The organism is Stenotrophomonas sp. 28608_Sma (assembly GCF_056486185.1).
The window spans coordinates 3,060,185-3,075,284 of record NZ_CM151308.1; the positions used below are offsets into that span (position 1 = coordinate 3,060,185).

Here is a 15,100-nt window from a genome sequence, read left to right on the forward strand (position 1 = left end):
AGGGTCAGGGGGCGAGGGCTGGGCGGGGCCCATTTCCCTTATTGGACTTGTTGGCATTGCAGGTTTTACAGAGCATTTGGCAGTTTGCCGCGTCGGTTCGTCCACCCTTACTCCACGGCACGATGTGGTCACCGTCCATTTCGTGATATGCGAACGTGTGCGAGCAGTGGGGGCAAATGCCCGCCTGGTGCTTATATTGCTCCTGCTTGATCTTCTCCGGGAAACCCCGGAGGTTGAGCCAGGTTTCGTCTCGGTCGAGCACGTAGCAGTAGACGCCGTGCTTGACCTGGACCTCATCATCCATCAGAAGGCGGTCAATCTCGGCCTTCAGGGTGGCAGGGTCTGGCTGGACCGGGTTGGAGCCGTGCTCGCGATAGAGGGTTCCCCAGTCCACCTTCTCACGCAGCTTCATCCCATCATCTTCCGGCGGAAAAAGCGTGTTGGCCCAATCCACCACCTTCATGAAGTGAAGCTTCAACTCGGTGGCATTGGTCTTCTGCTGGTTGGCCACCATGTATTTCTCGATCTCGTCCGCCTTCTTTCCTTGGCAGATCCACTTGATGGCCAACTCCAAGAGATCCTGGCGAAGGGGTTTCGCCTTGTTCCCAATGAGGCCCTTGGCCTTGGCAGCCATGGGTGGGGTGGTGCCACTGAACAGCTTCTTGGCCTCCGCAACCCAGGGACCGGCATAAACCGCGTTGCGGAGCTCTTGGGCGGTCAGGACCTCCCCGGCAATGTTGATGGTCTGGAACCAGGCGAGCTTCTTATCGTGGTCACCCTCGCACACGTAGACCGTGAGGGGGTAGTTCATGAAGCGGTCTTGCCGCTCCTTGGACAACGAGTGGAACGACTTCTTCTTGCCGTCCCTGGGGTCCTCCACGTAAAAGCCGGTGGCTTGAGCCGCAAAGTTCGCCAGGCTGATGGTTCGTTGCTGGCCGTCCAGCACTTCGTAGTCGTCTGACCCATCGGCTTTCGCCCAATACATTACATTGAGCGGATAACCCTGCAGGACGGTCCTGATGACCGCTTCCTGCTGCTTCTCGTTGTAGACGAACTCCCGCTGGTAAGCCGGCCGAACGTCCAGCTTCCCGCCATAGGCCTTGATCTGCCCCGTTGCGTTGTCCCTCTGGAAACCATTCAGAAGCTCGCCGATGGTGATCTCCAGTGGCTCGATTTTCATGTCGCCACTTTGCATTTTATGGGTGCTCAACGTGACTTCCTCCGAACTATGATTCGTGCATAGGCTTGGACAAATGCGACACCGTCAACGGTGTAATAGGTGCTTCCCTGGGGCGCCTTGTCCATGCGAATGGCTGGCCCATCGTTGAGCTTGGAAACTTCTTTCCTTGTTCCACTTGCGTCCACCTGAATTTGCTTTCCGTAGGTTTTGATTGCCAGCTTGTCCCACGTCTTGGTGATACCAATGATTTCAAACTGCTCCGGGTTGTATTTCGACAGGAAGGAGATCGGCACACCCATGGCACCTTCGAAATCGCAGGGAATGTCCTGGGTCTTGTTGACGTTGATAGCGTCGTAGTTGTCGAACCGGTCATACCGGACATCTTTGTCCTTGATGGAGCGGAAAAGTGGGATGTCGGTATTGCGCTGCTCATGCGTAAGGTTCGTGAACCAGCACTTGTTGCCAAATTGCTGATACACCTCCTGGTCCCGCTCGGTTCGGAAGCGCTTCGGCGTTGAAACTCCCAGCCACACCTTGTTTGCTCGAATGAGCGGAAACACTTCCTTGTAGGTGATCGCGTTCATGTCGCCCACGATGAGGAACCGCTTGCCGTGCTCCATCAGCTGAGCAATGTATTCCCGGAAGAGGGAGAATGGCGGATTGGTGCAGACAATGTCCGCGTCCTTCAGCAGCGCCACGCATTCGGGGCTACGGAAGTCCCCATCGCCTTGCAGGTCATAGGTCAGGACTTCCGGCTTGCCGGCGGCGTCGCGCTTCTCGTCATGGCAGACGAGCTTGCCGGCGGACTTCCCGTTCTTGGTGTAGTAGGTCGCGACCAAGCGCTTGAGCTTCAACCGGTCGAAGCAGTCGTGGAAGAACACCCAGAAGTTCGACCAGATGGGGTCGTCGCAGTTGCAGAAGACCGTCTTCCCCTCGAAGTGAGAGGCGTAGTGCTGGATTTCGTTCTGAATGTCTTCGATGCGGGTGTAGAACTCGTCGTTCTTGGCCCGCTTGGCCGCTGTCAGGTTTGAGTTTTTCTTCCTCGGCGGTTTTCCTGAGTCAGCAATCTCAACTTCAGCATTCTCAACACTCGTTGTCTCGTCGATAAGCACGTCATGGTCTCCAGTGATCGAGACCTCGGCGCTTCATCTTCTTGAGCTGGTCTCTTTATCAAGGAACCAGAACGACAAGATTCCGCAATACTTCAACGCTGACTAAAACGTTTTGAGAAGTGACTAAAATACAAAACTGCGAACCAACTCCGCAATTCTTGTTTTCAGGCACTGGACAGCAAGGTTTCAGCTGCTCATCGTGATGTTGAAATGAGCCAGAAATCCATAAAGCTAAAAAGTCCCCGTCACCCGTGCGGAAACCCTATGATCTCGCGAGGCGTGCGCGGCCTTGGAGACGTGCGCCGCTGGTGGTGCCCGGTGTGCAATGAGTGGGACGCGATGCGCGGCCCTGCGCATTACTTGCGCGGCGGCCCGGAGCACGGGTTGGAGCGTGTGGCTGCGTTGGCCTGCCGCGGCCTATCAGTCCATGCCATTCAGAAGCGGACGGGCATGAGCTGGGGCGCGGTGCAGTTGCGAATGCAGCGGTTGGCGGATGAAGCCAAGAACCGGTATCGCGTGAGAGCACCCGGTGTCGGCTCTGGATGGTGGTGCGTGGCGTTGCCAGAAACCTTTCCCAAGGTGGGAGTGGCCGCGGTGGGAAAGCAACGGCAAAGCTATCGGTTGCTCGGGTGGGCCACCGGTGCGGAAGCAGGGCTGATCATCGAGCAGCAAATGGGATGTGCGCCCCTGCTGGCAGGCTCGAACCTTGCAAGTGCCTGGCTCGAACGGAGCCTTGGCAGTCATTTCAGAGGTTGGACAGAAGCCGAACAGCGGCTTTGGATCCTGCTGGCCTGGTCTAACGGGTGGAAGGCGGAGGCCCCCTAAAGTGCGTCAAGTAGGCCATTCCCCCGTTGACAAGTTGAACGACTCTTGCCTCAGAATGGGCTTTCAAACAAAGCACCTAAAAAAATGAAGACCACCCCCAACGTTTACATCATCGAATCCCTTTATCCGAATGATGAGGGCAATGGCCGGTTTGAGGGTGTCTTCTTAGCTCAGATTCTTCGTCTCCACGGGAAGGAGACCAAGTATTCGTATGTCCGCACTCGAAAGGAGTTCAAGGCAGCAGTTCGAGATTTCAGGGCCTCAGGATACAGATACCTGCACATCTCTGCTCATGGGGACAAGAACGGCATCGACACGACCAATCAAGAAGGAGTCACCTATCAGCGACTGGCTGAACTTCTGTCTGGCATCCCAAAGAACTGCCGCCTATTCATGTCCTCATGCGAAGTAGTTCATGAAGAATCCGCTGAGGCATTGGTTACCGAGGGCAGATTCCGCTCGCTTCTTGGCCCGCGAAATCGTATCAAGTTTCACGACAGCGCAGCGACATGGGCCGCCATCTACCACCTCATCTTCAAAGCGAAATCAACATCCATGGCGGACTCAAGGATTTCTACCATCATGAAATCCATCATTGAACTCTATGCGGTCAATTTCGCTTTCTTCACAGAGACTGATGACGGGGAAATCGAAGACCGACTGGCAATGGACTAACCATTCAATGGTTGTGCACTGCGCCCCGATGCTTTTCTACCGGCACCTGGGTTTGCGATTTCAATCCTGCCAACAACTCTTCCACGTCCTGGACCAGGTTATGCACCGGGACGGCCTGCCTCTTGGACAGTCCGACGCTCAGCGCCATTTCTTTGTGCCGTTCGGTTCCCAGCCGTTCGGCCAAGCGATCCATCACGTTGTCCGTCGTATACATGCGGTAGCTGCCTTTGGTGAGGCGGGTGAACGCCACCAAGGCAGACTGCTGGTCGAGCATGCCCATGTTCGTGGCCAGGTGGTAAACCTCGGATTTCCCCTGCCCCTGCGCCTTGTGAACGGTCATGGCATACCGGTGGGCCAAGGCGTTGTGCTCGCTGGTGTTGAACTTCAGGATGCGCCCGTCCTCTTTCGGGTTCGAAGAGTCGATGCGCACCACCAGGTCGTAGCCACCGGATTTGTCCTTCCGAATGCTCTCCACCGTGCCCTCGGTGCCGTTGATGACGCCCAAGTCGTTGTTGGTCGCCGTGAACATCACACGGTCGCGGCGTGAGAGCGTCAGGTCCTCCCACTGCCCTTTCACGATCGAGCGGAAGGTGAATTCCTCCTTGTCCAGCACGCCTTGTTCCTGGAGCCCCTTTCGGATTCCTGTGGTGAGCGCCTTGACTTCAGAGCGCGTGTGGGCCAAGACCAGCTTCTCGTCCATGGGCGTCTTGTCTTTCAAGTAATCGTCCACCAACGCTTTGATGGCCTGCTTGTCCGTGCCGAAGTCGTCGATGCAGTCGCGTTGCTTGAGGTTGTTCAGGATTTCTTCGCCCATATGGAATGTGCCTTGGCGGCTGCGGTGCCCGCGTCGCATGTTCTTGACCTTTCCCTCGGCGTCCCGCTCGTAGAAGCTGTTGGCGGTGGTCAGGTCATCAGCGTTCTTCTGCCGGCGGATTTCGGTCAGTTTCTTGTCCCCCAAGGCCATCTTCGCGAGCTCAAAGCCGTTGCCCGCAGCGATGGGCTGAAGCTGGTCACTGTCTCCCTGCATGACAAGCTTGGCGCCCACCCCCTGGCAGTAGGTCATGAGTTTCAAGGTGTCATCGGTGGCCACCATGCCGGCTTCATCGAGCACCACCACGTCCTTCTTCGTCAGAGCAACCTTGCCCTGCCGGATCTGGGAAAAGAACTTTGCAACAGACATGCAGGGCATCCCGGACTCTTCTTCCAGCTTGGCCGCGGCTTTACCCGACACGGCCAAGCCCATCAACTGCTTTCCTTCGGCTTCGAAGCACTGCTTGTAGACCTCGGCCACGGTGGTCTTGCCGGTGCCGGCCAACCCCGACATGACCCCCACACCGGCCGTGCCGTAAGTGAGGTGACCGATGGCGGCTTTCTGCTCCTCTGTGAGGGTGAACCCCTTTCGCTTTTCGTAAGCGGCGATCTCCCGATCCACGGTGGAGCGGAAAAGCTTCAGGTCCGTCTCGCTCTCTCGCTCCTTCGAGCGGCGGATGATCTCGGCCTCCAATTCGACCATCCAGGTGGCGGAAAAACGGTCCTCACTGTGCCTTCGTGCCAGCCTAGCGCCACGGTCCTCTTTGTGGAGGTATTCGGGTTTCACGCGCACCAGATCGTCCTGCTCGGTGAACTCTTTCACCATTTGGAGAACCTCTTCCGAGTTCTTTTGCCCGGCGAACTCCATCCCCAACTCCCGGACCAGGTTATGCTCGCAGAACATCGCCTCGTTCTCGTGCATGCGCTTCAAAACCTCGTCAAACGTATGCGGGTCCAGGTGCTGGCCTTTCGTCTGCTTGAGCGACTGGGTGGTGGGAACCAGCTCCGGGTGCTCTTTAGCGATGTTGGACAAGGTTTGCTGCCAGTCCTTGACCACCTGCTCGAAGGGCGGTTCTTCCTTCTTCTTGCGGGTGGCCTTGCAGGCCTCGTCGTGGCTGGCGTTGGGGTGTTCTTTGACGTAGTCCAGGATTTCCTGGCGGCGGGTCTTCATCTTAAGCACCAGCTCCCGGTCGATTCCGGCAATCGTGGTGAGAATCTGGCCCGTCTCGTGCCCCATCACGTCCACCTCCCGTTCCCGCTGGATCCCATAGCCCAACGCTTTCATTGCGTTGTAGAGCTCGGCCTTGTAGAGGTGATCCGCAGCGCGGGTGTGACGATAGATCTCAATTGCGTCGTAGGTGCCCCACCGACCGTCCTCGCCCCTCGAAACCCCGAACACAAGATGATGGGTGTGCAGGTCGGATTCCACGTTCCGGTTGCTGACGTGGTCGGCGGCTGCCCAAACCAATCCCGCCGTGCCTATAACGTCTACGCCCGCTTCTCCGCGCCGGGTCTCTACCTTGCTCTCGATGTAGCGCATCGCGACGGCGCAGGCCTGGCGGTGGGCCTCCAGGATGGCCAGCTTCTCGCGATCATCCGCCAGCGCGAACGCCACGCTCACGTCCCCGGGGGCGGAAATGGTCAGATCGAACCCCACCCGATGGCCCCCCTCCCACTTCTCCATCGGCTTGCCGTCGTCGTCCAACCGCACGTTTCCCCAGCGATCCGTTTTGATAACCAATTGGGGCTCCTTGCCCGCGTTTTTGCACAACGGCCTTCCGGTGGGAGAAAAGCCCTTGCCAAGCTTTTCCATCACCTCACGGGTGACCGGCTGCCCTTCCAGGCCGAGTTCGGCGGCGAGCTTGCCGCCCCAGTTGAGCGTCTGCCGCGGATCGGGACCGCTGCCGGCGTAATAGGCCACGGCGCTGTCGATGGTCAGGCGCTCGGTGGCCAGCATGTAGTCGAACATGTTGCCACTGTGCGAGTTTTGGCCCTTGGCATTGATGGGCGTGCGATTGATCATGGGGCTCCCCTAAAGAACGTTGACTGTTCCAAGGTCCCAGAAAACGGAGAGTTGGCAAGGCCGCTCACCGCTGGAAAAGCGCGTCGATTTCCTCCGGTGTCATGGTCAATACCCGCTGCACCGCATCGATGCCTTCGGCGGTGGTTGGGAAGGCGGACGCGCCAGCGCTTGCAGGGGACGCGGCCGGTGATGGCCCTTCACCCTCGACCACCGGGCCAGCTGGCTTGGTGGTCCACGCAGCGGCCACCTGCCCCTCGCGAACCGTTGGGTGGCTCTTCCCGGGCCATGTCAGCAACAGCACGTCCCCACCCATCTGCACGATCGCCTCGATGCCCCACGTCTCGGGACCGTAGCGCTTGCCTTTTCGGAAACCCAGCCGATCGGTGAGCTCACCGCTGGAAACCAACGCGCGGCTTTCTTCGTGGACTTGGGCTTTGTCCTCGTGCCCACGCCAGGCGATTTTTCGCTTGCCGAGCTGGCTGGCCAGCTTGTCCCGGGTCGCCCCCATTTGCACTTGGCACACCACGTGGGTCCCCACCAGCGACGAGAAGGCCTGGGCGGTCTTGTCCCCATAGACCAACTCAATCTGGGAGTGATCCTGGACCGCCATGATGGCCACCACTCCTTTGCTGCGTCCCAACGCCAGCAAGGGATCGATGTTCAAGCGCCCGGCGCTGGTCAGCTCGTCGAACACGAAGTAGAGCCCACGCCCGCCCTCGTTGTCCGGCAAGCCTGGCCCAATGAGATCCGGCACGGCCACGTTGATCATGGCGGCGATGTAGGCCTTCGTCAGGGTTGGGTCCGGTCCGGATTGAACGATGACCTGCTTGCGCCCGTTGTAGTCGTCCCGTATCCACTCGGTCATCGAGAAACGGCGCTTGCCAACCTTGGGCCATGCGATGGCCAGATCGTCGATAAGGCGGGTGAAGCCCCCCAAGGAAGACAGCACGCTGGACGTGGTCTGGCTTTCCGGGTCACGCACCAGTGCGGCGCCGCGGGGGTAATGCGGGCGCATGCCTGCGGCCATCTCCGCGGCCGGACGGCGCACCACGGCCGCCAGATCGCGCCACCCCCACTGGCCAGGCCGGGTGTTTTGGAGCTCGCGCACGCACCCAATTAACAAGTCCTGGGCGGCCATGCTCCAGAACTTTGCGTTGCCGTCGCCCTCCGGGATGATCGAGGCAGCGAACGCCGCCGCTTGGGTCGGGGTCCGCACGTCGGCGGCGACGTCCCACACGTGGGAGCGCGCATCGAAGGGCGACACGATGATGGGCCTTTTGAAAATCGACGTGAAATCACCCTTGATGTCGTAAAGGAACAGCTTTGCGTCCCTCTTTCGCGTCAGTTGTTCCAGGATGTGCTTGAGGATGACGCTCTTGCCCGAACCCACCGAGCCGGTGATCAGGACGTGGCGCGCCCAATGCTTTTTAGACAGCAACAGATCGGGGTGGAGGGACAGGGCGAAGGGATCCGCCTCGGCTTCCTTGGGTGTCATCAAGCGGTGCCGGGCTTCGTCCACGGCCTCTTTTCCTTCCAGCAACCGCGGTCCGGACAGGTGCCAGGTGTTGCTCACCGGCTCGGTCGCCTTGAGGAACACCCGCAGACCGAGGCCCGCCGCCAGCAGAAGCGACACCCCGATCCGGGACCATGTCGCCACTGGGTGGTGGTAGGACACCAGTTCGATGAACTCCCGTGCCGGAGCACGTGCCGAGATGCCAGCGGTCAGGAAGTGAAAAGCGGTCACCAGACCACCTTTCAAAGCATCGGCGAAGCGGATGAGCGAGCCATCGGGATTCGGCAAGAGCCAGGCAACGCCCATGCTCCCCACGTAGGCCAAGCCAAAAACGAATGCACCGGCAAGAACGGCGCGGTGCCAGTATCGGACCGGCTGGGAAGGCGCAACGCTGCCGGGCACGTCACCCAGCGCGTCAAAGGGCTTGGGTTTGCTCATGTCGGTGCATGCGCGTTGGGGTCCGCCCTCGCCACCCTGGCTGCTCAGGATTGGCGCCGTGGGCCATCAAGTGGAGGCAGGCCCGGGCGTGCTTGTGAAGGGCGGCAAGGTGGAGCGGTGCCCACCCGTGGCCGTTGAGGGCCGCCACATCAGCGCCGGCTTGGACCAGCGGGGTGACCAGCAAGGCGCGACCAAACCGGGCCGCATGATGCAGTGGCGTGTTGCCGCTGGCATCGGGCAGCCGGGCGTCCGCGCCCATGCCGATGCAGGCCAGCAGTGCTGCTTCGTGGCCCGCCCGGGACGCCCCCACGAGCCAGCCCTGCCATGGTGCGTTCTCCCGCAACCGGTTTGCATCGGACTGCCGTGCCCGCGCTTCCTCCACCGCCATCGCCATGCCTTGGAAGAGCGAGACGTGCTCTGCCATGGACAACCCAGCCACCCTCTCTGCCAAGGTGCTGTAAACCATCGGCTCGTCACGGTCTGCCAAGCGCCTCTCGTAAGCACGCACCAGGTTCTGGGTGGACGCCCGCGTGGGCGCGTCGAACCCAAGCCTATGCAAGCCCCAGCGCAGGTCCACTTGGGGCACATCATCGTGCTTCCGCTGGCGGACCTGCCAGACCAGATCGCCCAACCGACCCTCGACAGGGGCAACGCTCAGGGCGTGGGCACGCGCCAACACTTGCGAATCGTGAAGGCCTTTGGACGCATCGGCTTCGCGCGCGAGCGCGCCCGTCAAGGCCTCCGCTCGCTGGAGGCCCAGGGGACGCAAGAGGCGCAACAGGGATTCTTGGGTGTCCATCCCCATGGTTGTAGCGTTGAATCGCTGGCCGTCAAGCCAACACGCAGAAATGGTGGGTCAGGCAGGACTTGAACCTGCAGGGGAGTGAACCAGCAGTTTTACAGACTGCCCCGGCTTCGTTACCGGACTACTGACCCGAACGCTAAACGCTGTCGGGTGGGCCAAAGACGATCCAACCCAACATGTAGAAAATCAGCGCGGGGTAGAACCAGAAATCAAACCCATCCCAGTCAAACCGGCGCCAACGCTTCCTGCACCTTGCACGCAGCTTGAGCCAGCGCCGGCTGCTCACCGGAAGGAAGTCTGGACCACTACCCCGATGGTCACAAAGCCCGCCACCGCCATGGCCACCACTTTGAGCAGAACCGGAACGGCCGGGGGGTAGACGAGAACAGCCGCTGCGAAGGCCGCGGTCAGCAGGAACAAGCTGGTCAGCAGTGGAACCGCGTTTTCGAAAGCGAAGTCTTTGAGGGCATTGAACAACGTGGACATGGTGGCTCTCCTTTTGGCTTTATGAGTAGGTCTACCTACTCTTTACAAAACCAGTAAAGCACCATCAAACTGGACGTCAAGACGCAAAAATGCCCGATTCTGCGCAGAACCGGGCAGATTTGAACATCGATGAAAAATTACTGTCGGAAGACGTTCGGTTGGGCCTGCTTCTGGTGCTTCTCCCAATCGTAATTGGCAGCGTAGTCCTTCATGAAAGCCGCCTCCTTCAACGAACTGCGGGCGTAATCGGCGTATCCCAGGCGCCCAGGTCCGTTCTCCATCCGCTGCTCACGGGTCAACATGGGAGGGGTCTCCTCCCGCTGGGCCCCGCGTTGCTGCCGCCACTGCGCAACGGTCGCATGAACCACCTGCTCGTGCTTGTCGTCCGGCTTTGCATCACGAACGGCTTTGTCGGCCTCCTGGATCTTTGCCTGGAGCGCGGCGATCTGATCGGGCGAGGCCTTCTCTGCCCAATCCAGAACGCGCTGTCGGCGTTGCTCGATGGCGTCTTGGTCTTGGGCCACGTTCTGCTCGAAGTCGGCCCGGGCCGCGCTGTCCTTCTGGGGCGGTGGGCGATCGACCAGAAGCCGCTCGTTGCGCTGCGCCTGGAGTGCTCGCAGCTCGGTCATTTCTTCGATGGGTTGGGAGAGGGTGTTGCTCATGTTTGTTTCCTCCGCTGGGGTGAATAGGCTCATCGTTGATCAATCCGCAGGTTTGGCAAGGGGGCAAACCCCCTCGCCTATCCGCATCAATCCGCGTCGGGCAGCAGCTCCGCCAGGTCGAAGCGCTTGATGCCGGCACGGCTCAGCGCCACGATGGCGTGACCGCGGGGCTCAAGAAGAGCGGAGTATTCTTCCTGCAGGAAGAGCGGCTGCACCTCGCGCTTGCCCCCGGTGGGCATGTCGATGTCGCGCGCGATCTCGTCTTGGCCCAGCGTGTCCTCCGATCCAATCCGCCAGCGGCGACCCGTCACGGCGTCGATGCGCGAAGCCGTCAACCGCCCGGCCCCTTCCATTCGCATCTTGTCGTAGGCGGACGCGTAGGCATGATCCGGGTCGTTGAGCACGGAGTGGCGCCAATTGTTCATGCCGCCTTGGTAGTCGATGCCCCGGGTGCGCTGTTTGAACGTGGTCAACGTTGCCTGTCCGAACCGCTTTTCCAGGTATTCGTGGGTGTTGTGCGAGCACTTCAGCGCGATCACCGATTGCATCGTGTTGGCCATCAGCTCCGCCTCGTTGACTGATCCAAAGGCGTTGACCAAGCTTTCAAACCCTTGCGTTGCAAGCACGGGCATCAACCCCAGCGAGCGCGAAACGGAGAACAGGTTGATGTCATCGGCCGTCAACAACAGGTGGGCCTCGTCCATCATCAACATCACCTCGGTTTGCCCAGGCAACGCTTCGCGCCACTTGTCGCCGAATGCACCACGCGCCTTGATTCCGTTCATGACCCGCTGTTTGAGCAGGCGCATCATCATTTCACCCGCTTCACCGAATTGGGTGGGGGGCAAGAAGAGGCCTACCATGGCTCCATAGAGTGCGTCGGACACGTCCACCTCGCCCGTCTCAATCGAATGCCAAGGCATGTCCGTCTTGCTGTCCCGCAGCTTTTCGCCCCGCAAGAGCTTCTCCAGCAGCCCTCGTGAGTTGAGCGTGAACGATTGTCTCTGTTCCGGATGCATCGCGGGAATCTCCTGGAACGCCCATTCCAGCGAGCTCTGCAGCTGAGACATGGGACGGAAGAGGTCTGGATGGATGGTTTCGGGAGCGTTGTCCTGACGAAGGCGGTGCTGCTGCAGGTAAGCCGCATAGGCCAGCCGCCCCTCTTCTTCATGGCTCGTGTCCGCCTCTTCCAGGCCCAAGTATTTCACCACCTCCATCAGCTTTGCATTGGCACGAGGCGCGGGGCTGGCGGGAATCACGCGTTCCACAATGGACAACAACTTGATGTGGTGGAATGGCGTGTAATGCCATTGCCTGTCGTCGCTCACCGGGATTCGATGGATGGCGATCTGCTCGGCGATCCGCTCGATCAACGCCTCAGTCTCGGCCACGTCCTCGCCCAGCTTTCGCTGTTTGACCAGCTCAAGCTCCGCGTTCATCTGTGCACGCTCCAACCCTTCCAGCTTGGCCGAGCACCAGGACCTGTAAGCCATCTCGTGATCCACGAGCGCACGAAGGATGATGCCCGTGTGGTAGAGAAACGCATCGCCACCATCCGTCCAAAGCTTGGATTTCTCGTCCACGCGCCCACCGGATGCGCCGCGCAATGCCCGCACGATCTGATCCGGCGCCAACCCTTCATAGGGCCCCACGCGCATTCCTGGCTTGACGACGATGTCGAACAATCCTTCCAGATCCGCGATGATTGCTCCGTCTTTACCGTCGGCAATGAGAGCACCGCCGGCCAGCTTCTGCCGCGTCAAACGCTCCCTTACATCGCCTTGTTCCGACGCCACACACGCCATTGCCAAGGCGGCTTTACGGAACCGACGAGCGATGGGTCGCAACGCGGCATAGGATTTGCCCGAACCGATGGCCCCGAACACGAGCAGGCCCTGCTGGCAATCGCGCCATGAGAACATCATCACGGTGCCCAAGTCGGGCGAGTAGCCATAACCTTTGTCGGACAGATGCCCCGTGGCGCGCCCGATGGTGATCAGCGGGGTCTTGTCCCGCAGGGCCGCCTCGGCTTGCTGTTCACGTGCCTTGACGTGTGAGTTGATCAACGCCCCTTGGGTGGCCAGGTTGTTGTCGTTGTTCTGCAGGTAGAGCCGGGCGGCGTTTTGGACAAAGTTGCCTTCGGCGTATTGCATCGCATACATGCAGGCCAACACGTAAGGTGCCGCCTCGCCCAAGCCAAACGGCAGGACCTTGGCGACAACCAAGGCGGCAAAGATGAGGCCCACCCACTGCATCGCTTGAATGAAGCGCGCGGCTGTCCCGCCAATGACGCCCCGGTGCGGGTGCGAGGCCGCCGCCACAAAGCAAACCACAAACAGGACGCCGACCAAGCCAAAGGCCCACCACAGGTAGGTCTTGGCCATCTGGGCATACACAGCCATGCCGCCGGCTTGCATTGCCACCTCGGTGCCGCCCTTGCTGTCGCCGACCATGAACTGAAGCGCCATCGGAACCCATTGCAGCAGCACCAGGGCTTTCAGGGCCTCCTTCATGCCCTCGCCTTGCTTGAGGGCGATGAAGTATGGAATGGTCAGCAGCAGAGCGGCCCAGCCGGCCCAACCGATGAGGCTCACCAGGAAGGTTGCCAGAACGCCGATCACGGGGAAGGCCAGATACATCAAGGGAGTGGCCAGGCTGTCGCCGCCCTGCCCCATGTCGTTGCCCTGCAAGAAGCCCTCGGCACGCCGCCCACGCTTCGTCGTGATGATCCGCGATTGGGTGTCACGCAAATCCTCCGGAACCTTCGGCCACCACTCCTGGAACTCGTCCTCGCTGCGTCCTTCGGGCACCTTGAACACCTGGGCGTTCTCGTCCCAGACCGCGCCGCATTCCTTCGCGAAATCCCGATCAGCCTCCGGCACATCGAGCTCTCGGCTGCGAACGCGATCGGTCACGTCAAAGCGACCCACGAGGTTTTCATACTCCTCGTGGGACTGGACGATGATTTCTTCTTTCACGCCCGAAGGCTCGCCGCTCTTCCGTCGGAACTTGCGGCCCAAGCCACTCGTCCAGTCAAGCACGTTGAACAAACTGATTGCTTCCATCTCTGTTTCCCTCCCCTGTCAAATCAACGAAGCCAATGCGCCAAGACGGCAAGCACCAAGCAAAGCGGCGCGCACGCCAGGAAGCCCGCCTTGGCCACCCAGCGCTCTGCGACCTGCTCAACCTTGCTCGCGTAGAGCCGATCCTTGGTCCACGCCTCATACGCGGCGTCGTCTCTGACCGGAGGCCTGCGATCGGCGCGCAAGTAGTAGAAAGTGCGGCGGACGCCTTCGCTCAGGTGGCCCATGCCAAACGATTCAGGGCTGCCGAGGAACAAGCGCCCGTGCAGGTTCAGCCACTTTGAGCCGAAGTGAAGTTTTCCGGGTTCCCGGTATTGCGTGAACAGCCACTTGAACATGTCGCCCCCTTATTCGTGAGTAGGTCACTTCTTTCTAGATCGAATCCGCGGATGCGCAAGGGGGATCAGTCGATCCCCGACTTCTTCGCCCAAGCGTCCAGGTCTGCGTTGGCTTTTTGCTGCCAGTCATTCCTTGGCTCGGCGGCGGGTGCGGGGGCCGTCCTCGGCAATGGGGCGGTCGCACGTTTCGGCGAAGGCTTGGGCTGGGACGCAATCAGCGCTGTCGTCGTTACCGGGGGAGCGTCGACCGGCTCTGGCTTCTCGATCGCAGGTTCTGGCTCGGCCTGCTCTGGAAGCACTGCTGGAACGGGCGGGACCACGGGGTCCTCCACCACCTTGGGCAGCTGCTCGGGAACGGCTGGAGTGGCAACCGGCATCAAGGGAGGCGGTGTGCTCGGAGGCACCTGGTTGTTCTTCCCAAGCAAGAAGTAGATCGCCCCCGCGGCCAATACCACCGCCACCACACCGGCCAAGACCCAAGGCAAACGAGAGCGGGGGCTGGGTTGGATTGGAGTTACTGGCTGCTCTGGTGACGCGGCCTCCGGGGGCCGGTTGGACCCTTCAAGCACCGCGGGAACGGACAGGACTTCCACTGCGTCCTGCTGAGACAGATTGACCAAGGCTGCCGTATCTTCATTGCTCAACGCCTTGGCGTCCACCGATGGGCCACCCAATCCATCTGCAACCTGTGCGCCAGGCTCTCCAAATTCATCAACCAGTTCCCAAACGGTGCACATTCCCTTATCACCCGCTCCTACGAGAACCGGTGCAGCTGCATCGGACGTCAGTTGCCTGACCAACATTTCCTGCTCCACGGTGAGCGGAGCGTCTTGAGGCTTCTCTTCGACACCACGATGTTCCTGGGCTTCTCGGGTGCGCTTTGCGTCCAGTTGCGCCTTGGCTTGCTTCGCCTTCTCTGCAGCGGCAACAAAGCCCTTCTGGGTCAACTCGGCAGTGCGCTTGCTGATCACCCCGGCCCAGTGACCGGCAGCTTTCAGGTTTTCTTTCACGCCATCGGAAACCAGCCGCTCTTCCTGCGTGGGCGAAGCGGTTGGGGTTGCCTTGGCACGCTCAAGCAGTTCCTTGCGCTTGCGCTGAAGGATTCTTTGGTTCTTTTCTTCTGGGGTCATGTGGGCTCCTCGGAAGGGGG

At 60.3% G+C, this 15,100-nt stretch carries 12 protein-coding genes and 1 tRNA gene; 2 read left to right on the top strand and 11 right to left on the bottom strand.

Annotated features, from left to right (window positions below; all coding sequences use genetic code 11):
* Positions 1-4 precede the first annotated feature (4 nt).
* Entirely contained in the window at positions 5-1,210 is a 1,206-nt protein-coding gene (locus ACZLHH_RS14455; RefSeq protein ID WP_478478676.1) for an HNH endonuclease family protein, read from the bottom strand.
* Complete coding sequence (locus tag ACZLHH_RS14460) at positions 1,207-2,292, bottom strand: adenine-specific methyltransferase EcoRI family protein (protein ID WP_197581398.1); 1,086 nt, start codon at positions 2,290-2,292, stop codon at positions 1,207-1,209. The genes ACZLHH_RS14455 and ACZLHH_RS14460 overlap by 4 nt, the downstream gene beginning before the upstream one ends.
* A 450-nt stretch (positions 2,293-2,742) precedes the next feature.
* Here ACZLHH_RS14460 and ACZLHH_RS14465 point away from each other — a divergent pair, with 450 nt between their 5' ends.
* Together ACZLHH_RS14465 and ACZLHH_RS14470 are read left to right on the top strand one after the other, a co-directional pair.
* Positions 2,743-3,117 carry a hypothetical protein gene (locus ACZLHH_RS14465; protein WP_152906878.1) on the top strand — a complete coding sequence of 125 codons (375 nt, stop codon included), beginning with the start codon at positions 2,743-2,745 and terminating at the stop codon, positions 3,115-3,117.
* An 84-nt stretch (positions 3,118-3,201) separates the two neighbouring features.
* Positions 3,202-3,792, top strand: a complete 591-nt coding sequence (locus ACZLHH_RS14470; RefSeq protein ID WP_032971082.1) for a hypothetical protein — start codon at positions 3,202-3,204, stop codon at positions 3,790-3,792.
* A 4-nt stretch (positions 3,793-3,796) separates the two neighbouring features.
* On the opposite strand, the gene mobF is transcribed toward ACZLHH_RS14470, so the two are convergent.
* The 9 genes from mobF to ACZLHH_RS14515 all read right to left on the bottom strand — a co-directional run bounded on the left by mobF (position 3,797) and on the right by ACZLHH_RS14515 (position 15,080).
* Positions 3,797-6,625 (bottom strand): MobF family relaxase, encoded by a 2,829-nt coding sequence (gene mobF / locus ACZLHH_RS14475; protein WP_006375342.1) that lies wholly within the window; start codon positions 6,623-6,625, stop codon positions 3,797-3,799.
* A gap of 64 nt (positions 6,626-6,689) precedes the next feature.
* On the bottom strand, positions 6,690-8,576 hold the full coding sequence (locus ACZLHH_RS14480; protein WP_006375344.1) for a helicase HerA-like domain-containing protein: 1,887 nt from the start codon (positions 8,574-8,576) through the stop codon (positions 6,690-6,692).
* A complete protein-coding gene (locus ACZLHH_RS14485) occupies positions 8,554-9,375 on the bottom strand; it encodes an ankyrin repeat domain-containing protein (protein ID WP_224481860.1) in 822 nt (273 codons plus the stop codon). The genes ACZLHH_RS14480 and ACZLHH_RS14485 overlap by 23 nt, the downstream gene beginning before the upstream one ends.
* A gap of 50 nt (positions 9,376-9,425) precedes the next feature.
* Positions 9,426-9,512, bottom strand: a tRNA-Tyr gene (locus ACZLHH_RS14490).
* Positions 9,513-9,663: 151 nt separating this feature from the next.
* Complete coding sequence (locus tag ACZLHH_RS14495; protein WP_032971083.1) at positions 9,664-9,867, bottom strand: hypothetical protein; 204 nt, start codon at positions 9,865-9,867, stop codon at positions 9,664-9,666.
* A gap of 137 nt (positions 9,868-10,004) precedes the next feature.
* A complete protein-coding gene (locus tag ACZLHH_RS14500) occupies positions 10,005-10,529 on the bottom strand; it encodes a hypothetical protein (protein ID WP_006375347.1) in 525 nt (174 codons plus the stop codon).
* 86 nt (positions 10,530-10,615) lie between these two features.
* Entirely contained in the window at positions 10,616-13,594 is a 2,979-nt protein-coding gene (locus ACZLHH_RS14505) for a TraM recognition domain-containing protein (protein WP_006375350.1), read from the bottom strand.
* A 23-nt stretch (positions 13,595-13,617) separates the two neighbouring features.
* Positions 13,618-13,950, bottom strand: coding sequence for a hypothetical protein (locus ACZLHH_RS14510; RefSeq protein ID WP_006375352.1), 333 nt, complete (start codon positions 13,948-13,950; stop codon positions 13,618-13,620).
* 65 nt (positions 13,951-14,015) lie between these two features.
* The gene (locus ACZLHH_RS14515; protein WP_224481862.1) at positions 14,016-15,080 is read right to left on the bottom strand and encodes a hypothetical protein; all 1,065 of its coding nucleotides are present in this window, start codon (positions 15,078-15,080) and stop codon (positions 14,016-14,018) included.
* Positions 15,081-15,100: the final 20 nt, after the last annotated feature.